This window comes from Paenibacillus sp. FSL R7-0652 (genome assembly GCF_038595045.1).
GTDB lineage: Bacteria > Bacillota > Bacilli > Paenibacillales > Paenibacillaceae > Paenibacillus.
In genome coordinates this window covers 3,346,117-3,371,451 of the sequence record NZ_CP152001.1, presented here as the reverse complement: position 1 = coordinate 3,371,451, position 25,335 = coordinate 3,346,117, and the positions used below count along the sequence as shown (strand labels likewise).

22 protein-coding genes are annotated in these 25,335 nt (G+C 40.9%); 3 read left to right on the top strand and 19 right to left on the bottom strand.

Features of this window, described 5'->3' with window-relative positions; translation table 11 throughout:
• Nucleotides 1–12: 12 nt before the first annotated feature.
• The 15 genes from MKY97_RS15145 to MKY97_RS15075 all read right to left on the bottom strand — a co-directional run bounded on the left by MKY97_RS15145 (nucleotide 13) and on the right by MKY97_RS15075 (nucleotide 17,637).
• Nucleotides 13–1,209, bottom strand: a complete 1,197-nt coding sequence (locus MKY97_RS15145; protein ID WP_342551196.1) for a sensor histidine kinase — start codon at nucleotides 1,207–1,209, stop codon at nucleotides 13–15.
• Nucleotides 1,210–1,459: 250 nt separating this feature from the next.
• Nucleotides 1,460–2,197 carry a hypothetical protein gene (locus tag MKY97_RS15140; RefSeq protein WP_342551195.1) on the bottom strand — a complete coding sequence of 246 codons (738 nt, stop codon included), beginning with the start codon at nucleotides 2,195–2,197 and terminating at the stop codon, nucleotides 1,460–1,462.
• A gap of 174 nt (nucleotides 2,198–2,371) precedes the next feature.
• On the bottom strand, nucleotides 2,372–2,839 hold the full coding sequence (locus tag MKY97_RS15135) for a hypothetical protein (protein ID WP_342551194.1): 468 nt from the start codon (nucleotides 2,837–2,839) through the stop codon (nucleotides 2,372–2,374).
• 199 nt (nucleotides 2,840–3,038) lie between these two features.
• Nucleotides 3,039–4,025: an iron-siderophore ABC transporter substrate-binding protein gene (locus MKY97_RS15130; protein WP_342551193.1), complete on the bottom strand. Its 987-nt coding sequence runs from the start codon at nucleotides 4,023–4,025 to the stop codon at nucleotides 3,039–3,041.
• 276 nt (nucleotides 4,026–4,301) lie between these two features.
• Nucleotides 4,302–4,733 (bottom strand): universal stress protein, encoded by a 432-nt coding sequence (locus MKY97_RS15125; protein WP_342551192.1) that lies wholly within the window; start codon nucleotides 4,731–4,733, stop codon nucleotides 4,302–4,304.
• 5 nt (nucleotides 4,734–4,738) lie between these two features.
• A complete protein-coding gene (locus MKY97_RS15120) occupies nucleotides 4,739–5,965 on the bottom strand; it encodes an MFS transporter (RefSeq protein WP_342551191.1) in 1,227 nt (408 codons plus the stop codon).
• Nucleotides 5,966–6,180: 215 nt separating this feature from the next.
• On the bottom strand, nucleotides 6,181–6,741 hold the full coding sequence (locus MKY97_RS15115; RefSeq protein ID WP_342551190.1) for an XRE family transcriptional regulator: 561 nt from the start codon (nucleotides 6,739–6,741) through the stop codon (nucleotides 6,181–6,183).
• Between the two features lie 148 nt (nucleotides 6,742–6,889).
• The gene (gene murF / locus MKY97_RS15110) at nucleotides 6,890–8,263 is read right to left on the bottom strand and encodes a UDP-N-acetylmuramoyl-tripeptide--D-alanyl-D-alanine ligase (protein WP_342551189.1); all 1,374 of its coding nucleotides are present in this window, start codon (nucleotides 8,261–8,263) and stop codon (nucleotides 6,890–6,892) included.
• A gap of 423 nt (nucleotides 8,264–8,686) precedes the next feature.
• Nucleotides 8,687–9,646 carry an NAD-dependent epimerase/dehydratase family protein gene (locus MKY97_RS15105; protein ID WP_342551188.1) on the bottom strand — a complete coding sequence of 320 codons (960 nt, stop codon included), beginning with the start codon at nucleotides 9,644–9,646 and terminating at the stop codon, nucleotides 8,687–8,689.
• 37 nt (nucleotides 9,647–9,683) lie between these two features.
• Entirely contained in the window at nucleotides 9,684–10,874 is a 1,191-nt protein-coding gene (locus tag MKY97_RS15100; protein WP_342551187.1) for a glycine C-acetyltransferase, read from the bottom strand.
• A 220-nt stretch (nucleotides 10,875–11,094) separates the two neighbouring features.
• Nucleotides 11,095–12,036, bottom strand: coding sequence for an alpha/beta hydrolase (locus tag MKY97_RS15095; RefSeq protein WP_342551186.1), 942 nt, complete (start codon nucleotides 12,034–12,036; stop codon nucleotides 11,095–11,097).
• 68 nt (nucleotides 12,037–12,104) lie between these two features.
• Entirely contained in the window at nucleotides 12,105–14,204 is a 2,100-nt protein-coding gene (locus tag MKY97_RS15090; RefSeq protein WP_342551185.1) for a serine hydrolase domain-containing protein, read from the bottom strand.
• Nucleotides 14,205–14,422: 218 nt separating this feature from the next.
• On the bottom strand, nucleotides 14,423–15,784 hold the full coding sequence (locus MKY97_RS15085; protein WP_342551184.1) for a HAMP domain-containing sensor histidine kinase: 1,362 nt from the start codon (nucleotides 15,782–15,784) through the stop codon (nucleotides 14,423–14,425).
• Nucleotides 15,781–16,455 (bottom strand): response regulator transcription factor, encoded by a 675-nt coding sequence (locus tag MKY97_RS15080; protein WP_342551183.1) that lies wholly within the window; start codon nucleotides 16,453–16,455, stop codon nucleotides 15,781–15,783. The genes MKY97_RS15085 and MKY97_RS15080 overlap by 4 nt, the downstream gene beginning before the upstream one ends.
• A gap of 210 nt (nucleotides 16,456–16,665) precedes the next feature.
• Complete coding sequence (locus MKY97_RS15075; RefSeq protein WP_342551182.1) at nucleotides 16,666–17,637, bottom strand: aldo/keto reductase family protein; 972 nt, start codon at nucleotides 17,635–17,637, stop codon at nucleotides 16,666–16,668.
• Nucleotides 17,638–17,769: 132 nt separating this feature from the next.
• On the opposite strand from MKY97_RS15075, the gene MKY97_RS15070 reads away from it, so the two are divergent.
• Both MKY97_RS15070 and MKY97_RS15065 read left to right on the top strand, forming a co-directional pair.
• The gene (locus tag MKY97_RS15070; protein WP_342551181.1) at nucleotides 17,770–18,147 is read left to right on the top strand and encodes a MerR family transcriptional regulator; all 378 of its coding nucleotides are present in this window, start codon (nucleotides 17,770–17,772) and stop codon (nucleotides 18,145–18,147) included.
• A gap of 56 nt (nucleotides 18,148–18,203) precedes the next feature.
• Nucleotides 18,204–18,776, top strand: a complete 573-nt coding sequence (locus MKY97_RS15065; protein ID WP_342551180.1) for a flavin reductase family protein — start codon at nucleotides 18,204–18,206, stop codon at nucleotides 18,774–18,776.
• A 396-nt stretch (nucleotides 18,777–19,172) separates the two neighbouring features.
• Here the strand turns inward: MKY97_RS15065 and ilvD are convergent, their stop codons facing one another.
• Both ilvD and MKY97_RS15055 read right to left on the bottom strand, forming a co-directional pair.
• The gene (gene ilvD / locus MKY97_RS15060; protein ID WP_342551179.1) at nucleotides 19,173–20,864 is read right to left on the bottom strand and encodes a dihydroxy-acid dehydratase; all 1,692 of its coding nucleotides are present in this window, start codon (nucleotides 20,862–20,864) and stop codon (nucleotides 19,173–19,175) included.
• Nucleotides 20,865–20,882: 18 nt separating this feature from the next.
• Entirely contained in the window at nucleotides 20,883–21,548 is a 666-nt protein-coding gene (locus MKY97_RS15055) for a GntR family transcriptional regulator (protein ID WP_342551178.1), read from the bottom strand.
• Between the two features lie 300 nt (nucleotides 21,549–21,848).
• On the opposite strand from MKY97_RS15055, the gene MKY97_RS15050 reads away from it, so the two are divergent.
• Nucleotides 21,849–22,271 carry a hypothetical protein gene (locus MKY97_RS15050; RefSeq protein WP_342551177.1) on the top strand — a complete coding sequence of 141 codons (423 nt, stop codon included), beginning with the start codon at nucleotides 21,849–21,851 and terminating at the stop codon, nucleotides 22,269–22,271.
• A gap of 1,041 nt (nucleotides 22,272–23,312) precedes the next feature.
• Here MKY97_RS15050 and MKY97_RS15045 read toward each other — a convergent pair.
• Together MKY97_RS15045 and MKY97_RS15040 are read right to left on the bottom strand one after the other, a co-directional pair.
• Entirely contained in the window at nucleotides 23,313–24,338 is a 1,026-nt protein-coding gene (locus MKY97_RS15045) for a hypothetical protein (RefSeq protein ID WP_342551176.1), read from the bottom strand.
• Nucleotides 24,339–24,396: 58 nt separating this feature from the next.
• Nucleotides 24,397–25,206: an aminoglycoside adenylyltransferase domain-containing protein gene (locus MKY97_RS15040; RefSeq protein ID WP_342551175.1), complete on the bottom strand. Its 810-nt coding sequence runs from the start codon at nucleotides 25,204–25,206 to the stop codon at nucleotides 24,397–24,399.
• Nucleotides 25,207–25,335: the final 129 nt, after the last annotated feature.

Genomic DNA, 25,335 nt, shown 5'->3' with positions numbered 1-25,335 from the left:
TCCTTCTACCGATTATAATGGAACGCTTAAATGTATAGCTGTTCCTTGTGCATTACTGTCAATCTCAATACTCCCGCCAATGAGTCTGGCGCGCTCCTGTACACCAATTAAGCCGTAATGGCCATGTAATTTTCCGATGCGATCCGTGTTAAACCCTTGGCCGTTATCGATGATGTTCAGGTTAAACTTATTATTGCTATGGCTGGTAGTTATCTTGACAAGGTTCGCTTGTGCGTGACGGGCGATATTCATAAGGGACTCGCTCAAAATATGCAAGATATGCTCCATCTGCACTTTGGACAACTGTGAAGAGAGCTCTCCCTGAAATTCAGTTGCAATGCCAGTCGCCTGTCGGAATCGTTCCAGTTGTTCTTGAAATGCTTCGCTCAGCGTGATGGAAGGGGTTGATTTCGTGCGTAAATCATCTATTGCTCGTCGTGCATCCGCCAATGATTGTCTGGCCTGCACCATGGCATTACGTATAATTTCCTGTGCTTTGAGCTGGTTCCCCTTTTCTTGGTGAATACTTGCAGCCTCCAGCTGCATAATAATTCCGGCAAGACCTTGGGCCAATGTGTCATGCAAGTCCCTAGCCATCCGCTGTCTCTCACCAGTGAGTGTAAGTTCCTCTACTTTTTGGTGAGCCAGCTCTAATTCCCGCAAGAAATTTTGGGTTCTGACACGTGCATTAACTTGTTTGTAAAACAATGACGCGTAAGATATGACTACAACCATCATGAGTAAAAGTAATAAAACAAGCAGTGCCGCCTCAGGGCCAGTTCGATTAAATAAAGTTAGAGAACAAAACATGACATAGAGCACAAATGCAATGAAAACCACTTTTGCTGTTTCGAAATAGATCGCAACGGTTTGTCCGATCAATACAGGTATAAGTCCAATCAGAATCGCCGGCATGCCATCCGGCATAAGAATAGCACTACCGTATATTAAACTTGCTTGAATTATAATATATAACGGCTTGGAATAAGCGACTATTGAACCTGTTATCCAGTAAAAGTAAGCATGGACAATCATCACTATGACGAAAAAAATACTCGGAATAATGGTGGGTGCTGACATGGTCTGTAATATAAGAGTTGCAGTGGTAACAAGGCAGAGCCATATTAACACAGGGATCCGCGAAGCGGATAAAGGGTCGATAGGTTCTTCTACATCTGAAGCGGCATTCAGTCTTCTCTTAAACCACATTGGATTCACCTCGGTATCCAGTATACCTCTTTTCACCAGAAATAATAGTACGTTAGTACATGCCCTTTCGGACATTTCCCGCTGCCTTTTATAATACCTAGCGGCTCGTGTCAGTTGTTCTAAAAAAGTTGAAGAATTTCATGTATTAGGGTACTTTAATGAAATTTTAAGTACATTTGATGTGTGTTTAGATGTACATCTAATCGGAACTAGGACCTTTTCTTGTCCTCCGACAGATAAACAACGACTTTCACCGACTTTTTTCAATAGCCACCAAACACTTTTCATTGCCTTTCTTGTTAATCAAAGCAACTTCAAAATCAGATTCCCATTTAATTTCGCCTAAATGTTTAGCATAAGCAAATTCATCCGGTTGTTCTGATATGACCTTTTCTAAAAGTACTTGGGCACCATCTCGTTGTAGAATAGATATAAATATATCCATGCTTTCTACAGTATGATGGCATATGACTTTAGCATTGTACTTCTTATTAGGGCTCTTAACCATTTTTTTCCACGTCCACTCATTTACGTAACCTAACTCTTCTATTTGTATTGCTGTTTTTCTAAATGGCTCGATAGCCCAACGATTACGTAAAGCTAGTTTCTCGAGTCCGTCCATCAGTAGTCGAAGCGCATCCCTTTTTTTCTCCATCTCATTTTTGGCAAGATAGTTATTCAAACTAAACTGGATTGGCGCCGAGCACACTCCTGAATCATTAACAATCCTTTCTTCCGATATGTTCTCTACACATTCTATTAGTACTTTCCAACAATCGTTTGTTTTGTATTTCCCAAACAAACGTTCAAACATCGCTGTAATACAGCGAGTTTCCAACCTAAATGAACGTCTTCTCCATTTCCAATTTAATTCATAATCTAATTTTGCTGCTTCTTTGTAATCACATTTTTGTAATTCCATTAGCGATTCAATGCTTTCAGTATCCTCAATATATGGTAAGTCCAAGTCAAATTCTTTTAGGTACATGTGAGTCTCTCCTTACTTATTTCCCTTGGGCGTGTCCCCTGCAGATTTTGTGCTGGATATGCTTTGTGTGTTTTTTACGGAAGGCGTGGTGAGTAACCATTCATTAAACAAAAAAACAGCCCATCACAATGACCAGCTGCTTTCTTGTTGTTGGAGCTGTGATTTCCCGTTATTTCAAAAATATTTTCCCTTTAAAATCTGTACATACTTTACATCAATTCCAGTGATTTTGGATATTGTGCCCGTATCCATTCCCTCTTTGAGGGCGTTACGGGCAATGTTTAGATTATATTTCATTTTTGAGATCTTATCCTTTAATAAAGTATCGCTAAAATCCAAATAGTCATCAGCAATCTCGCCATCTAAATTAAATTCAATGTCATAACTACCTATTTCTTCTTCCAAATAAAATATATCGACTGAACAAAATATAACTGCTTCTTCGACATTGAAAGAATACTTAAGATAAATGGAACGTTCTTGAACACTTAAAAATTCTTCGTACAGCTTACCTTGAAATGTATTGAGATAATCGCCTCTCTCTTCTTCACGCCATTTTCTAAAACAATCCCAGAAACCCTCTACAGTTCGCTTTATTGCTTTATGTTTACTCTCCCAAGCAAGCAGCGTTTTTTTATCCATGATTCATTTCCTTTACTTTTAAATATGCGTCTCCATTGTAACATCCTTGATTGATTTATTCTGCCCGTTAGTTTAATGATTTGAAAAGCAAGATGCCGATTAGATACAAGTCTAAAAGGGAACCGATTGCATTTCCTGCCAGGTCTATTCAAAAGGATGGCTAAGCATTAACCAACATTCCTAACTGAAGGCTGCATTATTAGTTCACGCCGAGCTTCTCTAACAAGAGATCAATCGATTTCTCCTTAATATAGGGAGCGTCACTAATGACCCAGTGAGGTACAGTATACACTTGTTTATTCTTCATTGCCTTCATGCTGTTCCAGATCGAACTTCGAGTTAACTCCTCATATATCTTTTTAGCTTCTTGATCTCCGCCACGCAGAGGGCGCCCTACCTGAATAAAAATATGATCTGGATTTAGCTCAGGCAGCTGTTCAATTGAAATATTTTCGAAATTTTGGATCGATTCGGTTTGAGGCAAATAGTGTAGGCCCATATCTTGAGATAACGTTGCTCCCAAGGATTGAGTTGAGTTATAGATTCGAAGTACCTTAGGCATCACACGCATATAGAGGACATTTTCAGTAGGATCAATCTTTGAGCTAAGGAGGTGCATTGAAGCAGCTGCCTTCTGATCATACTGAGCTAACCATTCTTCCGCTTCCTTGTTTTTGCCAAGCATACTTCCGAGTTCTTGCAAAGATTTACGCCAATCCTCATTTTCCTTTGTAAGGATTGTGGGTGCGATTTTGGTCAACTGGTCGTAAATTTCTCTTCGGCTTTCCCAACCGATGATTAAATCCGGATTGCTTTGAGAGAGTAATTCGAGATTGGGCTTGTCTCCGAGATCAATTACACCATCTAATGCATCGTTCTCTAAATATTCCAGGTTCGTCTCCCCAATAAAATTTGTCATAGCATAAGGTTTGATGTCCAAGGCTAAGAGAAAATCAGCTAGCTGCCAATTTAGAACTGCAATCTTTTTGGGCTCTCCAATTATTGTGGTTTCCCCTTCTTCGTTCTGGATAGATATGGAGTTATCGGACGCGCTCTCGTCCGTTTTAACTGCATTATGATCACTTTGCGTAACGCGTTTGCTGTCATTTATACCACAACCAGAAAGGAAAAGGATACTAAACAATAGTAGGAGTAAAGCAGCTTTAAAGTTTTTTCTATGTAACAAATTTCTTTCCCCCTTTTATATAGAATGGACACATTATAATGATAATAATTATCATCGTCAATTGGCGGAGGGTGCTGTCCATTGCTTGCAGAACGATTACAAACCTAATGTCAAGATTCGATGTAACCTCCCATTCTGTTCATGACGTGGGCAGCTGCTAGCTCTAGAAACAACGGCAATGTAGGATATTCGTATCCTACATTGCCGCTGTATAATTCTTGCGATATACTTCTCCGCCACTGTAACAATGCAACCTTTAAGTAGTTCCTAAAAGAGTTAGTGTACAATGAGGACTGGGCAGCTTGATAATTGTGAAACTTTGTGGCTGACACTTCCAAGCATCATTCCTTTTACCCCTATTAGTCCCCGGCTTCCGATAATAATAAGCTGCTGCTCGGTTTCCCTTGCATATTTTAATATCTCATACGCAGGATCTCCTTTGAGATGAACAGTTTCCGGATTTATCCCTTCAGCTTTTAATTTAGATTTGGCGTGCTGCAGCAGCTCCAAACTCGCTTTTTCCATTTCGTCCACTATCTCTTCCAAAAATCTCTCGGGTACATATGTCATTCCATTCGACACATAATCCTGACTTACTTTAACCAAGGTGATTTGAGAATGTTTATTTTGGGCTATTTCAACGGCTGCATCAAGAAGTTTATTGGTTATTTCAGCTTTATCAATGGCCACCATAACTTTGTCAAACATCGTTATCATCCTTTCCGCGGCTGCTCGTAACGATTTGGGCTGCCTACAGTACGATTGCTTGCTGCTCCCATGCCTACTAAAAAGAGCAGGACCGAAGCTCCTAGCAAAATAAAAAGTGGCAGGTCCCAGCTATTTGATGCATCATGCAGATATCCAATAAGGGCTGGACCCATAGCGGCAAGAAGATATCCGATCGATTGTGCCATGCCGGATAGTTCCGCTGCTTGATGCGCATTCTCAGTGCGCAGTCCGAAAAACATCATGGACAAACTAAAGGCGAAGCCTCCACCAATTCCGAGCATGATGATCCACAGCAGAATGATATTGGGACAGCCGTATAGAAGTCCGAGTGTTCCCGTTAAAAGCAAAACGGTAGTGATGACTACTAACAAACGTTGGTTAGACATACGCCCAGCAATAACAGGAACGATAAAAGTAAATGGAAGCATCCCTAACTGCATGATGGACAAGAACCATCCTGATTGGTTGGGGGCAATTCCCTGCTGCTTTAAAATTTCAGGCATCCAAGCGATCAATACATAAAATATCATGGACTGTATCCCCATGAACAAGGTTACCTGCCAGGCAAGCGGGGATTTCCAAACATTCACATCATGGCTGACAATTCTTTGACTCGTCGTGACTGTTTGCTTTGTTTGTTTTCTTAATTGAGGCAGCCAACAGAGGACCGATATAAAGCTTAGAATTCCCCATACTCCTAATGCACCCTGCCATTTAAGACCAGCGTTCACAGCTAGGGGCACACTGATTCCTGATGCGATTGCTCCACATAAATTCATTGAAATGGAGTAAGCACCTGTCATGGAGCCAATTTTATCTGGAAAATCTCTTTTGATTATACTTGGCAATAACACATTACATATGGCAATCGCGAATCCTAGAACCGCTGTCCCGATAAACAGATGAATTGCGCCCGATAATGACCGTATAACAATACCAGCAGTCAGAAAAATTAGAGCAATCATAATAATACGCTCTACCCCATATCTTCGTCCTAATTTGGGTACTAGAGACGATAATAGAGCAAAGGCCAGCAAGGGTACCGTCGTGATCAGGCCTGCTGATGTATTTGAAATATGAACGTCATCCCTTATAAGACTCACTAAAGGACCTACTGAGGTTAAGGGAGTACGTAAATTAGCTGCAATAACAATGATGCCGAGAATGATCAACCCCATAGAGGACTGTACGTTTTGTTGTTTATTCGGCATACTTTATTTCTCCTTCCTGTAATCTTTCGTATGATTTGCTTTATTCTGATTTGAAAATCTTTGCTATAGCATCCGCGCGAATAGTGAAAGTATATTATAATATACTTTTTTAATCAATAAGTATTTTAAAACATACTGAATTTATATAAAAAAATACAACTCAGATCTTCCGTCATGGAAATCGAAGTTGTATTTCATAAGTGGATTTTCGAATTTTAGAAACCATATTTTAAGGAAATATGGAGAACGGTTTGGCTGTTGGTACGATTGGTATAAGAATGAGGAGAATCTGCACGAAAACTGATCGTATCATATTGATTCAGTGTGTAGACTTCTTCACCGACTTGTATCTCAATGGAACCTGTCATCACTGTTGCAATTTCAGTTGTATTTACGTGATGACCTTCAGGACAATACGAGCTGTTTGGCTGTAAGTACGCCCGGCACATTTCAATATCATTGCTTTTAAAGACCGGTTCAATGCTCCAATTTTTTTCATCATTAGAAAACCTTAATCCTTCGCCAGCACGATAAACACGAACCGGCTTCTCTGTTTGGATCAAAGCCAATAGCGGTAAAGATATCCCTTTTGAAATTTTCCATATGATTGCCAGAGTCGGATTTGTCTCGCCACGTTCGATATTTCCCAGTGTAAGTTTGCTTACGCCTGTTAATTCGGATAAGTCGTCCAAGGTTATGTTTTTTTCTTTTCTATACTTTTTCAATGCACCGCCGATTTGTAATACAAGTTGTTTTGATTCATCGATTTCATCCATTAGATATTCACCTCAACAATAAACTGTTATAGCTAGTATATTGTTTATCTGAATTCTTTTCCATACGAGCTGTAATGGACTTCCACTTGCTATAGAAGAATCAGTTGATAAATACGAAATGCAGCTATAAAAAATTTAGGTAGTCGAACTAATTCATTAAGGAAAGAATTATTAAATCAATTTGAATCTCTCTAGATGCTTTTAACAAAATCACATCATTTATCTTGATTTTTTGCTTTAATGTATTCGCTAGGATTATTTGATCTTTAAAAGTCATCACTGCCTCTAATGGATATCTTCTTTTTGCTTCTGAACCAATATAATAACTGAGATCACCATAAGTATAAATATAATTTATTTTATCTGGATCAAGGTATCTTCCAACAACTTGGTGAAACTCTATTTCATTATCGCCCAGTTCAAGCATATCACCAATTACTAAATGCTTCTTACTATAACCCGTCATTTCCTGAAAAGTCGTAACTGCTGCATAGACGGAATCCGGGCTGGCATTCCAAGCATCATTAATAATGGTAAATCCCAAGGGTGAACTGATTTTCTCAAATCTCATATTAGGCAATTTCAGCTGAGTAAACCCCTCATTAATTTCAGAAGTGTTTAAACCCAATCTTAGAGCAATAGCAATGGTAGCAAGAGCATTATTAATATTATGCTTACCAGGAAGTGGAAGGTAGTACACTTGGTTTGCAACTGAGAATTGTGAACCCTCGGCACTTGATATTGTATTTTTGGCAATTACATCATTAAAGTCTCCCTGTCCAAAACTAATTGTTTCTAATAAGATATTTCTTTTAATATTATTTATTTCTTTAACTAATAACTGCTCGTCACCTTGGAAAACAAAGCACCCACCATTCTTTAGACCACTAATAATTTCTAATTTTGCTGCTGCTATTTGTTCTCTAGAGCCGAGACTAGATAGATGTGAAACTCCTATCATTGTAATTAAGGCTATGTCTGGATGAGTAATTCGGGAGAGCTGCTCAATTTGACCTCTTTCACTCATCCCCATCTCGATTACTGCAATTTCAGAATCTTTATCTATCGCTAAAATCGTTAAAGGGACACCGATTTGACTGTTTAAATTACCTTCTGTTTTATGGACTCGAAATTTTTCCTGTAAGACAGAATTTAGCATCTCTTTTGTAGTTGTTTTACCATTGCTTCCCGTAACACCTATAACTTTAATTTGTAACTCTTTTCGGTATTCTGCCGCTAATTTTTGTAAGGATTCTAAACAGTCATCTACATAAATTAACGGAAAATGATCTGGTGGACTAGGGTGATCCTTTTGCCAGAAAGAAGCAATTGCTCCTTTAGATATTGCTTCACTTACATAATTATGACCATCTAACTCTCTTATGATTGGAACAAATAAATTCCCTGGCGTTATATTCCTGGAGTCAATAGACACACCATGAATTATGAGTTCCTCAAAATCCAACGATAATCCTTCACCTGCTGACATGCGTTCGATAACTTTGAGTTTATGATTAATCATCACTGCACCATCCATTGAATTATTTTTTAAGTGGAGCTCATAACTCATCTTATTTTTGATAATGACATGTATGAGAAGAAATCAAAAGATCCAACACAAAGGCTTTTTCTATAAAGAGTGGTTCTCATACACATTAAATTGATCATATTTTCATCTTTTAGATATTGCCCCCTGTGTTACTACAATGGGACCATTCTTCTCACATTTAAGAAACCACGCAAGTGTATAAGCCCATATAATGATTTGCTCATATGACAGACGGTGCAATATGCCGTGTTCTTTATCTGATAAGCCGCAGACTAGGGAAATGTCAGGGCTGGATGATAAAAGAAGCTGCAGCAAAAGGTCCGGTTAAGGCTGACCTTTTGCTGCAGCTTTTCTTTTGTATTTCTACTCGCTTTGTATAGCAAATTCATCATAGCTTTAAGCTTTGCGAAGCATTTGTCTCTCGCTTAGCTGTGAAAGCATATCCTTCGTCATGGCCTTCAAGTCGTAGCGGGCATGGAATCCCCATTCTGTTTTTGCTGCCGTCGCATCAATGGAATGCGGCCAGCTATCGGCAATCGCCTGTCTCTTCGGGTCAATGTCATAATCGAGGATAAAGCCGGGAAACTCATCCCGAATTGCTGCAGCGATCGCCTCCGGATCCACGCTCATTGCGGTGACATTAAATGAATTTCGGTGTATCAACAGGGATGAATCCGCTTCCATTAAATCAATGATGGCGTTTAGGGCATCCGGCATATACATCATGTCCATGTCTGAGCCTTTGGCGATATACGAGGTATACCGGCCAGTCGATACGGCTGCATAATAAATTTCCACCGCGTAATCTGTCGTTCCTCCGCCGGGTGGCGTCATATAAGATATCAAACCCGGAAGTCGCAATCCCCTCGTATCCAAGCCGTATTTATGAAAATAGTAATCACAAAGCAGTTCGCCGGATACCTTGTTCACACCGTACATCGTATTGGGCCTCTGGATCGTATCCTGCGGGGTATTGTCTTTCGGAGTCGAAGGACCAAAAGAGCCAATGGAGCTTGGAGTGAAAAATTGGCAGCCGAGCTCCCTGGATACTTCAAGTGCATTCATCAAACCGCCCATATTCAAGTTCCAGGCAAGCAAGGGTTTCTCCTCCGCGACAGCTGACAGCAGCGCGGCCAAATGAATGACGGTATCTACTTTGTAGCGATTGGCGATTTCAAACATCGCCTTAGCATTCGTCACGTCCAGCAGCTCGAATGGTCCGGATTGGGTGATTTCGTGGGATGATGACCTGAGATCCGCAGCAACGACGTGATCGACACCATAAATCTCACGCAATTTAACGACTAGCTCAGAACCGATTTGGCCTAGTGCTCCGGTCACCAAAATCTTGTTCATAAGACATTCCTCCCGAAATAGACTCCCGCGAATGCAGCTAAATCAGCTTCATTTCCTTGCCGACTTTCTCATAAACAGAGATCACCTGGTCCAGCATTTCTTTGGTATGGGCAGCTGTCGGCATGTTGCGTATTCTTCCCGTTCCTTTTGGAACCGTCGGAAACAGGATGGCCTTGGCATAAACGCCTTCTTCATAGAGTTGTTTGCTGAACTGTTGGGTGGTTACTTCATCGCCAATGATACAAGGTGTGATCGGCGTTTCGCTTTGGCCTATATCATATCCAAGTCGTTTCAATCCATTTTTCAAGTCCTTGCCGTTCTCCCACAGCTTCTCGATCAGCTCTTTGTCATTCATCAAAATGTCGACAGAAGCGCTGCAAGAAGCAATTACAGCCGGAGGCAGCGATGTCGAGAAAAGAAATGGGCGGCTTCTCAGCTTCAACCATTCGATCAGTTGTTTTTTACCTGCCACATAACCGCCGGCAGCGCCGATTGCCTTGGAAAGAGTACCAATCTGAAAGTCAATGCGGTCGGACAATCCAAAATGCTTCACGGTTCCTGCACCTGCTCCAAGAACGCCGGAACCGTGGGCATCGTCCACATAAGTAATCAGATCGAATTCTTCTGCTATTTTCACGATTTCGGGCAGTTTTGCGATATCACCATCCATCGAGAAAACTCCGTCGGTAATGACCATAATTTTACGGTACTGTCCGGATTCCTTGGCCTCTTTCGCCTGCTGTCTTAGATCATTCATATCCGAATGTTTAAAGCGGATCACCTTGGCTCTCGACAGGCGGCAGCCATCAATAATCGAAGCATGGTTCAGCTCATCTGATAAAATCGCATCATGCTGGTCCATTACCGCGGATATAGCAGCCATATTGCAGTTAAATCCCGACTGATACACGATAACGGCTTCCGTTTTTTTGAAACGGGCCAGTTTTTCTTCAAGCTCAATATGAAGATCCATCGTACCATTAATTGTTCTGACAGCCCCTGCGCCTGCTCCGTATGTCTGTGATGCCTTAATCGAAGCATCAATCAGACGGTAATCTGTCGCCAATCCCAAATAGTTATTAGAAGACAAATTGATCAGAGACTTCCCGTCGATACGAATCACAGGACCATTTGCACCCTGCAGCGTATCGATGTCGTTATACAGACCTTTAGTCTTTAGATCTTCGATGCTCGAACTTAAGAATTGGTCTAATGCTTGACTTGACATTCAATTCCCTCCTCGATATACGTATGTCCTCGTACAGGAGACAAGAAATTTCTGTTTGAAAACCTTGTTATAAAAGGATTTTTCCTGATTTCAATGTATCATCTTTTTTGTTTTTTGTACACATATGGTGGACAAAATGACAAAAAAATCCGCAAATAAACATAGCGATTGCTTCCCCGATTTCCGGAAGCAATCGCTACTAAATCTTTGTTGATATTTTTTATTTTATTTCACTCATAAACTTCCTAAAATTTTCGACGATTTCTTTCGATCGGGTATGGTGTAAATAATGTCCTCCTTCGAATGTCATCACTTTCCCATGCACAGAATTTTTAACTTGCTCTTCATGGAGAGGTATCCAGTTTTTCGTTTCTGTATCATTCGCTTGTAAGAAGAAAATCACAGGAAGTTCTTTGGGGAAGGTCAAGTTTTCCGTTGCTTTGAAATTAGGACCGAAGTTTTCTCCTTCATTCAGGTTGTTCGGATTAAACGTATTTTTGAGTGAAAGTATTCTAATCTGTTCTCTGGTTTCATCATTAACGTCTGGTGCAATCAGTTGATCAGGGGCCAGTTTCATTAACAATCGGTAGAATCCTGATTTTTTAAGCAATTTGTATGTTTCAGTTGGAAATGGGGCATCGTTACCACCCTGCGTTGGAACGCTGCTATCAATCCCGACAAATGCACTTACTTCGTTTGGATATTTGTTCACATAGTCCAGTCCGTAAATTCCGGAAATAGAGTGACCCATAAGAGTGTAACGATGAATATTAAGCTGCTGTAACGCTTCATGAATTTCACTAACCATATTTTCCGTGGTACGCTCTTTTTCAGTTACGTCACTTAATCCATAACCGAAAGGTTCAATGACAACGACTTTGTAAAATGGTGATAGCTCATCGATGAGCAGTTTGAAATCAAGGGCTGGAGCTGGAGTTCCATATCCGGGAAGTAATACAACGGTTTCTTCCCCTTTTCCTTGAATAAACACATTCATGTTTTTCCCGTCGACCGCTACAAACTGACCATAAGGTTTTATCTTCCCTGCCTCCGATTTGTTGCTAAATACATTAACAATAAAAACAGTGGCGATAAATAATGTGATCAAGATAACTAGGGCTCCGACTATTTTGAGCAAAATGCTTAATATTTTTTTCATCATGATGTTTGTCTCCTGCTCAGTTTGATTGTTGTAGGATTGTTGTAGAAATGTTTGAAACTCCATTCACCTTAATTTTTTAGTGAAATTTCAAATTTGGTGCCAGCCTCACCAGCAAATACAATACGGCCGTTTTCGGGTAAAACAACAACATTCTTACCGCTGACCACGCTGTGATTAATACAAATTCCGTTCTTATCATAGACAGCAAAGGCTCCATTTGCAGGTAACTTCACTGTCATGACTTTTCCTTTCGCCGTAGCGGGTACAGAAAACCATTTGGCATGTCCATCTGCTTGAATGGTTGTTGCGGATCGTTTACCCGAATAGATGGGTTTCACAAGTTCCTCACTGGCGAATACATAACCTGAAAATGTAAGATACTCTCCTGCGTTCTTTTTGGAGAAATGAATGTCCATCGGATCTCGTCCGGCTACACCCGGAATCTGCAATTTATTGGCTGCTTCGTCTGCTCCAATAATTTTATTATTGGACATATACCCTGGATTCTCTTTATTCATATGAATAGGCAGGATTGATGTAGCATTAAGGTAGAACATGGATGTGTATTTCGCATTCACCAAATAATATTTTTTACCATCACGCTTTGCCCATGCAGCGTTAATCTCCTTGGGTAATGTATTGGCTTTGAGCTTCTCCGAATTATATTCGGAGAAAGCCACCTGTCCGAGTTCTGGAACGGAGATATACGAACGCGACCACAGGTAGGTATTCCCATTTTCCTCCACAACGAATTTCAACTTTTCTGACCCATCTTCATTCACAAAAGTACCATCGGCTGTATACGTGTATTCTTGAACCGGATTACTTGGAGCCGTGAGAGAGGAGACTGTCATTTGTCCAGCTTTATTTATCTGGATCTTCGTCACTGAATTACTGCCACCATATCTTCCTGCAAACTTGGATATTTCTTTAGGCATCTCAGCCTTCACAGGTACACCAAATGATTTTTCCGGTTTCCGTGCTTTAATAATGCCCTTTTCTTCAAGTGCGCTGAGTAATAACTCACTCGCAATGAATTGATCGGTTACGCTTGACCCGTCTGAAGAGATCACGGCTGCAGCCATGTTGTATTCCGGAAGTACGACGAGTGAGGAATGATAAGATAACGTATCTCCACCTTTCGTAACAGCCTTGATGCCGTAGTCACTGAATGGGAACAAGTCCACGCTGTCCCACCCTAACCCGTAAGACATAGAAGAATCACTATCCTTTGGCCACATGCCTCTTCTGTATTCTTTTTTCTCCATGGCTTCTACCGACTTGTTGGAAAGAATCCCTTTGACCTCTCCTGTGAAGATTTGCGAAAATTTCACCAGATCCTTAGCGGTGGAATATAAGCCTCCTGAAGCAATGATATTATAATTTTCTTGTGGGAGCTGCCCCTTATACGAAGGAGAGTAGATTCCCGCCATTTCTACCGGATTAACCACATCTTGTGGTGTTTTCGTATGATCCATTTTTAGAGGCTCTGTAAAGTGTTTGTGTATGAATGCCGTAAAACTCATGCCACTGACTCGCTCCACCAAAATTTCAGCTAAAGTAAACCCGTCGTTTGTATAAACCGAATATGCACCGGGATCTGCCTTCAGGTTTTGATCCGCCAATTGATCGAGAAACGTATCATGTGAATACGAGTCATTGTCCCCGTACAATATGGCACTGCTGGTTGAAGTGCCCATAAGACCAGATGAATGATTCAGTAACATACGGGGTGTAATCTGTTTGTATCGTTTATCTTTCATTGTAAAATCAGGCATATAGTTCACAACAGGCACATCCAAATCGATCTTGCCTTCATCCGCCAACTTCATTACTGAAGCTGTAAGAAACATTTTACTGGTTGACCCTATGCCATAGATCGTGTTCGTAGTAAGAGGCACCTTGTCGTTTAGATCGTTCTTCCCCGTTTGACCGGACACTATAATCTCTCCACCATCAATGAGCGCATATTGCAGACTCGTCGTACCGTACGTTTCAGTCAGTAATTTGGCTTTTTCGATTACGGTTTTCTTCGTTGTCTCATACGTAAGGCTACTGTTATTATCTATGGCAGCCGGTTTAGCCATTGCAGACATTGGAGCAAGTATCGTCAGCATGAGAGTCACAGCAGCTATAGTATTTCTTTTTCTTGCTGTCCTCACACTCATCTTTGTAACCTCTCTTGGTTTCACTGTTGCATCCACTCCTGTCTTCGTTATTATGCTGGGCCACCTTATCGGGAGCGCTAAAGACAGTATAACTAACCAAGATGTCCCCCTAATTACTAGAGTATGAACGGAGGATGAACAGGCCAAAAAAGTTTGAATTATCATGTGAATTAAGGTTTATACATGGTTGCATGGTCTGGAAAAGGCATGCAGTCCAATTAATCTGCTCGCGTTGTGATAGGCAAGATGAGGATGAAGGTTGTTCCTTGTCCGTATTCGCTCTCAACCGAGATGTCCCCTTGATGAAGTGAGACAATCTGTTTTACAATAGCCAGTCCCATACCGCTGCCTTCATATATCTGGCTATGTGAACGATCTGCTTTAAAGAAGCGGTCAAATATACGCTTTTGGTCTTCCGGGAGGATACCAATACCCGAATCTGTTATAAGGATCGTCACATTCTTGATATTTTGTTTGATCTTGACTTCAATTCGGGCACCATCTTTGGAAAATTTGATGGCATTGCCGATGATGTTGAACCACACCTGATTTAATTGTTCATGATCGGCAGTGATTTTGGTGGGCTGCAAATCTAGATCGAACTGAATGTTGCGGGCTGACCATTGGGGTTGAATAGCGACGATTACTCGTCGGATCTGTTCATCCAGGCTGAACGTGGACAGTCGCATTTGCAGTGACTGAGATTCGAGCAAGCTCAGCTTCAGCAGACTATCACTTATTTTCGACATTCGTGCAGTTTCAGTGATGATAATGTCCAGATAAGAGCTTCGTTCGTCATCCGGAATGTCTTCCTGCTTGAGCGCTATGGCAAAACCGGAAATAGAAGTAAGCGGAGATTGAACTTCATGGGAGACGTTTGCTACGAATTCCCTGCGCATCTGCTCAAGCTGCTGTAAGTCGTGCATCATCTCTTCGAAGCTGCGAGCCAAAGTACCGATCTCACCCTTTTGCGTAATATTAAGTTTGACGTTGAAATCGCCAGCAGCTATAAGACGGGTCGCTTCTGTCAACTTTTTGATCGGTCTTACCAGAAAAATAGCTGCAATTAGCATCAATAAGCTTCCTGCTACAAAGGAACAAATCAAAAAGGTCACAATAAACTTGATGAGAAATAAGGTGGAAGAGGAAGTGAGGGGCTCTACAAACATGGCTATGCTTCCTATTTCAGTTTTTATCGGCAATCCCAGGAAGATCGTATCGATTCCATTAATTTGTATCCTTCCTCCATTCAGCACTTTCTTCACTTGTTCCGTAGTCAACTGGAATGGATGTTGTCCATTAAGTTCTCCATAGGTTTGAAACTGATCCGTCTCTTCATAGATTCGAATGTGGTAGGAGTTGAGTTGTTTCATTTCACTTATGAGCATTTCTGCTTCGCGTACCGGCAATGTCTCGTAGATACGTGCGATATCCTGACCAAAGTCGAGCAAGTTGCTTTGCAGGTTTTCATTTAACTTATCTTGAAATATCCAGGTTGTAGCAAGAAAAGAAAGGATTGTACCTCCGATCACGGACACCAGAAAGGTCAGGACTACACGTGTGTATAGAGAGCCGGTCACTCTTGCACCTCTAGACGGTAGCCTAGTCCCCGAACCGTTTCGATACGAAAATCGGAGATATCGGCGAAACGTTCGCGTAAACGTTTAATATGTACGTCTATCGTTCGATCATCGCCAGTATAATTAATTCCCCATACTTGATCGATTAATTGCTCCCGCGTATAGACTTGTCCCGGTAATCCAGCTAGTTTATACAATAATTCGAACTCCTTAAGCGGCAAGGTGAACGACTCTTTACCCCACTGGACCTTATAAGACTGCCGATTCAGAATAACGTTTCCTAACTGGATCGTCTGCGTTACACCTATACGGTATCGTTTCAACAGTGCCTTGACTCGAGCCATCAACTCAAGCGGATCGAATGGTTTCGTCATATAGTCATCTGTCCCGAGCTGAAAAGCTTGTACTTTCTCCCAGGTTTCGCTTCTTGCCGTCAGCATTAGTAATGGAAGATCCGGATTGGCTCTTCGAAGTTCCTCGCATAATGTCCAACCGTCCATGACTGGCATCATAATATCAAGAATCACCAAATCCACTGGCGTAGAGTTATAGATATCCAGAGCTTCCTTTCCGTCTGCGGCGTTGATGGCTTTAAATCCGTTGTTACGCAAAAATAAACCAACGAGCTTGCGAATGTTCGCATCGTCGTCAGCAACCAATATCGTAGTCATCGTTTGCACTCTCCTAAAAAGAATAATTCTTGGGTTGAGCAAGGGTAAGAATTCTAAATCATGCTACCTCATTGGCTGAGATCATGCAATGGGACTGATGTGAGAAATGATCTCTTGCGGTGCTTTAGATCGAAACTTCAGTAGAGGAAAGAAACCTTCGTCAATGCGATGAAGGTTTCTTTTCACTTGGAAAGAAGATGGTTATTGTTATTATCGCAGTGGCGCGAAATGATTGATGGAAGACAGAATTTTTTCAGTTTCCATAATTAGATCAGGTGTCAGTTCAAGCTCAACCGCTTTGATATTCTCTTCAATCTGTGCAGGTCTGCTGGAACCAATGATGGCAGAACTTACCACGGGTTGACGTAGAATCCAAGCTAATGCAAATTGAGACAAGGTTACTCCGAGTTCGTTAGCAATTTCCGCCAGCTGTACAGTACATTGGAGCACATCCTCACGTAAATAACTGTTGATGACCCCATTCGTTTGATGGTTCGCAGCCCGAGTGCCTTCAGGAATCTGCTGCCCAGGTTTGTATTTGCCCGTGAGTATCCCTTGTGCTAATGGAGAGAACACGATGATCCCCAGCCCTTCCTGCTCGCACTGCTCAATCACACCTTCTCGCTCGATATAACGCTCAAACATATTGTAGATCGGCTGATTGGAAATCAACGGACGCAAATTCAGACGTTTGCTGATCCCGGATGCTTCTGCAATTTGTGCGGCCGTCCATTCACTGACACCTGCATATAAAATTTTGCCCTGCGCTTGCAGATCATCCAATGCTCGGAGCGTTTCGTCAACGGGAGTTTCGGAATCAAAACGATGACACTGATATAAGTCAATGTAATCTGTACCCAATCGTTTCAAGCTCGCCTCACACTGTTCGATAATGTGTTTACGTGACAACCCGCGATCATTCGGTCCCGATCCTTGCGGGAAAAACAACTTTGTAGCAAGGACATAGCTGCTGCGTGAATAAGGCTTCAACGTGTTTCCCATAACCTCTTCCGCACCTGGATACGAATTCGATGTATCAAAAAAGTTAATGCCGAGTTCGTATGCTTTACGCATACATGCACGTGCCGTCTCCTCCGAAGTGGCCGATCCATAGGTCAGCCAGCTTCCCAATCCGATCTCACTAACCTTCAACCCACTTCTACCCAGCCTTCTGTATTTCAACTGAATCACTCCTTATGAGATTGGTTGGACTAGAGCCTATAATTGTAAACGCTCTATTGTACTATCTGAGGATAGTCGTTAAACTTAGGTTTAAGTCAATGCCTTTAACCATTTTTTGAAAGGAAGATTTGCTTGGAATTTACGATTAAACAAGCTGCGGAACGCACCCAACTGCCTGCCTCCACATTGCGGTTCTATGATCGGGCAGGTCTGATGCCTTTGTTGAAAAAGACAGAATATGGTACCCGTAAATATTCGGAGATGGATATAAGTTGGCTGGAATTGGTACGCTGTCTGAGAGACAGTGGTATGCCGCTTGAGGATATAAAAGCATTCATGCTGCTCTGTCTGGAAGGTTCAATCACTAGTGAACAGAGGAAAGAAATGCTGCAGCAGCATCGTCAAAATATTTTGAAGCAAATGGAGATGTTGAACTGCAGCCTGGGGACCATTGATTACAAGCTGGAACATTATAATGAGATAGGCATCTTCCATATCGATACCAAATAATATGTTGTTGTTTATCATTAAACCCTTTGTAAAAAAAATTATTAGGAGTGATTTGCATGCGACAACCGATCCAAGACGAATCATGGTACTCATACCCCGGAATGGTTGCCATAGTGACTGCGCGTTATGAGGGACAGCAAAATATCATGGCTTCAGGATGGCACACGTACATCGGCTCATCGCCAGGAATATATGGTATATCTCTTCGCAAAGAAACTTTTACCTACTCATTAATTGAGCAAAGCGGGGCATTCGGTGTACACTTTTTGCCTGCACATTGCTCCGAAATAATTCAAGCCGTTGGAACATACAGCGGAAGAGATTTGGATAAATTCAAGGAATTCAATATTGGGTTTGAAGAAGGACTTCAAGTTGATATACCTGTTCTCACGGATGCCTACTTTGCATATGAATGCCGAACGCTCAGCATTACAAGCCTTGGCGACCATGAGTGGATAGCAGGAGAAATTGTACAGCGGTATAGAGATGATCAATGTTTTCTAGAGAATGGACTTCCCGACTTCTCAAAGCTTGAAATTCCATTATATGCAGGACGATCAACCTACAAAATATTAAATCACGAAAGCCCGGAAAAGAACCATCCAATGTATCTTACTAGATCGAGGTAGATCTAACTAGAGCTGGATCGATGTGTTATTGTTCAACGTTTGCTTTACTGCAGCTTCCAACGTGCCAAACTTTCACACAGAACATTATAGGCACGCTGCGCAATTTTAAGCTTCATCCGCAAGGATGGTGATTGAATCATCGAAATACGAGACCATTATTCGCAAAATGAATTCTCCATCTCCCTCAATCCGGTAATAAATCTGATAAATCTTCTCTTCTTTACTGCTGCGCTCTAATATTATCTCAGCATTTACAAAAAGAGCACCCGTTAATTATCAAATAGAAATTAACGGAGGTATACAAATTAATCTTTACAAAAGTATTCTTCATCATCTTCTTGCGGCATTCTTGATTTCTAAAGCAGCATTGCTGTATATAGCATTGCTGTTTTTTGTTTATTCCATCAAATCTGTTACTGCTCCTTTTGAAGCTGAGGAAACTAATTTGGCATATTTGCCGAGTACACCGGATTTTACTTTCAGCGGAGGTTGAACCCACGCTTTCGCTCGAGCCGCTAACTCTTCTTCTGATACCTTAACCTTCATCTCCTGGATGTCACTGTTAATGGTGATGAGATCCCCGTTTTGGAGCAAAGCGATCGGTCCGCCTACTTGTGCCTCAGGTGATACATGGCCGACTACAAATCCATGCGAGCCACCTGAGAACCTGCCATCTGTGATGAGAGCAACTTTCCCGCCGAGTCCTTTGCCTACAATGAGTGCTGTTACGGAAAGCATCTCAGGCATACCTGGTCCACCTTTCGGACCACAATAGCGTATGACCAAGACGTCTCCTTCTTGAATTTCATCATTCATAATCGCTTCTGTCGCTTCATCTTCGCTATCGTACACCTTTGTCGGGCCTGAAAACTGCTGTATCTTCATGCCTGACATTTTGGCAACAGCACCTTCAGGAGCGAGGTTACCTCGAAGCACAACCAGAGGTCCATCCGGCTTCAGCGGATTATCGAGTGGTCGTATAATCTCTTGGTCATTCGGAAGTGGAGCCGTTTCCGCTAAATTCTCAGCCAACGTTTTACCTGTTACCGTGAGGCAATCCCCATGAAGTAATCCCTCAGCAAGCAACAGCTTCATTACCCCTGAAACACCGCCAATATCATTCAAATCCTGCATCACATATTGACCACTTGGCTTCAGATCTGCCAGATGAGGAACACGCAGACGAATTCGCTCAAAATCATCCAAGGTTAAATCCACTTCTACGGAGTGCGCAATAGCCAGCAGATGGAGAAATGCGTTGGTTGATCCCCCCAGAGCCATAACAACGGTGATCGCATTCTCAAATGCTTTCTTTGTCATAATGTCTCTTGGATAGATTTCCTGTTCAAGCAGTGAGATGACCTGTTTACCGGCTGCTTCGCATTCCTTTGCTTTATCCGCCGAGATAGCTGATGTCGAAGAAGAACCAGGCAAACACATACCCATTGCTTCTGCAGCAGCGGCCATCGTATTAGCGGTATACATGCCTCCGCAAGCGCCTGGACCTGGACAAACACTACATTCGACCTTATGCAGCTGTTCATCTGTTATTTTGCCATCTTGATATTGACCAACGGCTTCAAAAGCGGAAACGATATCCACTTTTTTGCCGTCGAGATTACCTGGTTGTATGGTTCCCCCATATACATAAACGGAGGGAATATTCATCCGTCCAATAGCCATTAGACATGCAGGCGTATTCTTATCACATCCACCGATCGCAACAACGCCGTCAAAACGCTCAGCTCCGGTCACAATTTCAATCGAATCAGCAATAGCTTCGCGACTTGGCAGCGAGAACAACATTCCTCCATGCCCCATCGAGATTCCATCTGACACGGTAATTGTATTAAAAATTAGCGGCGCACCACCGTTATCGCGTGCGCCCTGTTTAGCTTGTACCGCTAAATCATTGATGTGCATATTACACGGTGTTACTTCACTCCACGTGCTCGCTATTCCGATCATTGGTTTTTTGAAATCCTCATCCTGGAAACCAACCGCACGCAGCATGGCCCTGTTCGGTACCCGGTTAGCGCCTTCACTGATTACCCTGCTTCGAATACGAAGATCTTTTTTATTTTCCATGTCCTTTAACCCCTCACTTCAAAGTATTTCGTACAGTTCCTGCATCGGCCTGATAAAATTTTGTTTCATTAGTTTATGGGCATCGTCGCTATTCTTGTCTTCAAAAGCTTTAATAATCAAATCATGTTCTTCGACAGAAGCCAGTGTAGCCGTAATAGGTTGTTTTAGAAACACATATTTAAATCGCCTAATGTGAATCTGAAGAGATGTGTTAAATGTGGCCACGTAAGGATTATCTGAGAGCTCCACGATATAATTGTGAAATAGCTCATCCACCTCCATGGCCTGATAAACTTGACCATTCTTGATCGAACTTGCAAATTCCAAATTGATGGATCTTAATTTCTCGATTTGTTCAGGAACAATAATTTTGGCGGTAATTTCAGCAGCCAAGGCCTGAAGAGCAGCCATCGTTGAATACATCTTAAAAATATCGTTTTTCTCAATAGTTGTTACCTTTGTTTCTTTTCCTGGATGCATAGACACGAGACCTTGAACTTCGAGTAACTGAAATGCCTCACGAATCGGAGTGCGGCTGACTCCGAGCGATTCAGCCATTTCCGCATCAATTAGCTTTTCACCTGGCTGCAGTGTTCCATCAATAATCCACCGTTGAATCTGAGAAAATGCTCGTTCTTTTGCCGACATACGGACGGGTAAAGCAAAATCTTTAGGAATTGGCATTGTTTTTCATCCTCATTACAATTATTCTTGTATGCAATATATCGCATATAGCATGAAGAAGCAATGAGTATTTCGTTTTTTACTCGCCCAATTAAGTTAATCCAGATCACTACTTTTTTTTATTGAGCTTTTAGACCAAAAAGAAAGAACGAAAATAATATAGTCGATGAAGGCGAACTAGGAAATGAACAGTACATTGGAAAAAGTAATATCGATGGGTCTTTAACTGGTGATATTGGTGTTCTGGAGCCTGGGACTTATAAATATGTAATAACTGCATTTGATCCGAATACTGAATACATGTCTCCAAAGAGTACTGAAAATGTATTTGAATTCATTTTAACTAAAGGTCCGGCGCCGACTTTGAAATCCACTCACTACGGGTTCAATGAAAGTGTTAGAGAATTAACACTGGAGGCTGGATCTATCCCACAACAGATTCGTCTCAATTATCTTCCTGGCGAGCCTTATACCAATGGTACTCTAGAAATAACAGCAGAAGGGATTACATTTGGTGTAGATAATTATTATCATGATGGCAGAACAGTTTGGAAGCAATTCACTCAAGACATGATATACGATAATGGACACAAAGTTATTATAGATGGGCTTTTAGGGTCTTATAGCTTGGCCTTCACTTTCTATAATCAAGTTATTTCCCAAGAGGGAACATACAATATCACATTTATAGCAGATGCTGACGGAACAAACAGGGACAGATAAAGCACCATCTGAACCTCATAGTATTACACTCTTCTCAGCACCAGCGCCACCAGCACCTTAAATAATTATATGCACCACTCTGATTTTAACTATAGGGTGGTATTTTATAAAGCCGTTATTTACAATAGCGGCTTTCCACGGGAACATGTATTTGTCCTTCCATGTCAATGGACACAAAAAAGGACATGCAGTTTTATGTATGCAGTCCCCTCACATTTAATGACCAATTAATGGTATGCTTAAGTATTCTAGTCTTCATTTGTATTTAATTCTTACGATCAACCAAATTTTCAGTGAGTGCAGCTGTGGAGCCTGTTATTCGAGAACTTAAATCCAGTTTTGAAAGTCTGAATCCTTTCGATATGGAGAAACCTGAATACCTGTCCAATTTAACTTCCGATAGACTTCAACTAATCTCTTATCCGAACTTCGCTATTGAATTTGACAGTCCCTTTTACCTATTCAGATTTGAAGAGCCCGAAAGTAACAGAGTATGACCAGTAGAGTCTATGCATCAGATCTTTAGCTGTATGTAATGCAGTTAATTCATACGGCTCTAATTGTTCAAGTGATTTCGAAGGATAGGTTGAACCGAGTAGAGCATGAGTCCCGACGTTTTCCGAAATCTCGACTAATATAATGTTTGGGTAATTCGACATCTGTTTTGGGGATCGCCGCCGAACCTTTCAATTTTTGTTTTGCGGTTAATTTTACAGCCGAATGCAGCACTCGGATCACTCGAAATTCGTGAATATTCTGTAAATTAACCTCATTCCAAGCAGAGGTTGAATTCTCCAAAAAAATATTAAACATGATAATATAAGTTTTTTTGAGTAATTGAATAACTGTAGAAACGGAGTCTGTCAGAGGTATTACATAAACATCATTTTCTTTCCAGCTGAACCGATTTAACAACTGTCTGCCCTCTTTAGAGCATTTTTCAGTTTTAAGTAAAGAACTTTTTCTGCTAATACATATCTTTTAAAAAACTGAAAACACCGCTTAGAATTTGTACTGCTTGTGAATTATCTGTTATTTATTTTAACCTAAATGCTTTTGTAAATGTATTAACCACATGGACTTCATTCGCTTGTCTTCAGCAATATTCTCATAGAGAATATGGTCTTTTCCTGCTTGGTTAAACCAGCTGCGTAATGCTGCAATCCTTCCTTTATTAAAATCAATAAATCGAAAATCCAGTTGTTGCAAGTGCTTCATTTCAGTTAAAGGCTCTAAATCTTCGGCTTTGATGCTTGTGGAAATTTGCCTTAACTGTAACATTTCGAGACGCGGTGCTGACCACAATTGATCTATATGTTTTAATGCTTTCATATGATCCATTTCCAGCTGCCTAAGGTTATTCATTTTAGAGAAATCACATAAAGCCTCCACCTTGGGTAAGGATAATCGAAGGTAAATAAGATTATGCATTGAAGTTATATCATTCAGGTCCGTTAAGTTACGTATATTAGCTAAGCTGAGCATTTTAACATTAGAATCTGCAAGTCCTTCCAAGGATCCTTTAAGGGTACAATCATGAATAAAGAGACATTCCAATTGATTTAAATGACGAATAAAGTTCAGTTCATGAAAATTCGTACTCAGAATGAGTGTATCTAGTTCAGCTGCATCTTCTATAGGCGCTAAATCTACAAATGTTCCATGTAAAGAAAGATATTGTAGATTACGGAAATTAGAAAGGAATTCTAAGTTTACCGGCTTATTACTTGTTATGGATAGAAACTGCAATTGCTCTAGCTTACCAAGTATACTAAGATCAATCGGATGATATAGCTTTAATTGTAAAGCTGTTATATGCTTTAAACCAGCTATAGTTTGTAATAATTCTTCCGTATAACAACCCTTCATATCAATTTGATGTACAGACAATATTAAATCCGGACGTTTAGCAAAAACATGCTTATCTAACGCTTGTAGATCTTCGAGTTTATCTATATCGATCACAAACGAAACAAGCGCCCGATGTCCCAGCTGCTTGACCGCTTTATTCATTTTCCTTATAGTCCAAGGTGTACCCTGCATCGAACTGGTCCATACTTCTCCCATAACGACTCCCCCAATCTTTTTATGTTAATTACAATGTTACGAAACGGACTGTACTAGTTTAACGATATGATATACTTTGCTTTATTTCTTGTTTCATATATTCAACAAATGCTGCCAAACTTGGTATATCAAGATTGCTGTTGTCTTTATCTCCGCTCGCTGATTCGTCGATGTATGCCGTTAGATACATCTCAACCAAGGGCTGAAATTTTCGAGGCAAATATGTCAAAGCCCATTCTCCTCCCTCTCGCTTCGAAGATATTTTACCTTCTTTTACGTAATAAAGAACTCGGCAAAAATTCAAGGTTAGGTACGTAGGAGTAAGGTATGCAGGAGGAGTGTCCATGATCTCATCAGCACATCCTTCCACATCGTTTAATATAGAGTCGAGGTAGTATTGACTATCAATCGGTTCATAAAGTTCACATAATGGTTGTCCATACAGGTTTTTTCCTCTCTCGTAGGCAGCAGCAATTTGAGAAGCTAAATCCTTATCTTCCAATCCGCCGCAAACATAATTCTCATCCGTACGATATTTCTCCCTATGGTAATCAGAATAATGGAACTCAAAAGGTGTAGGATAGACAAAAGGTTTTAGGTACGTTTCTAGAATAATGGTAAATTCTATACCGCGTTCATTAAAATTCACAGACATTTCATCATGCAATGATAAAGCGATTTTTGCAATCCTGGAGTTATTTGCTGGTGTAAGCTTTTCTTTTACAATAACTAAAAAATCGATGTCACTTTTATTGGGATTAAAACATCCCATAGCCAATGACCCATGCAAATAAATACCGATCAAATTCCCTTTTAACTCTTCTTTAAAAAGTACTGTTATTTTATCTAATAAAGCTTGGGTATTCATATCCAGACACCTCACTTTGATCTTCTCGTGTTTTAGGTTAAGTATAAACTGCCTACTACTTCAAGATAAAATTTATTTATAGTTAATCAATCTGTCCATTCGTTTATGAACGAGCATATTGGTTGACAG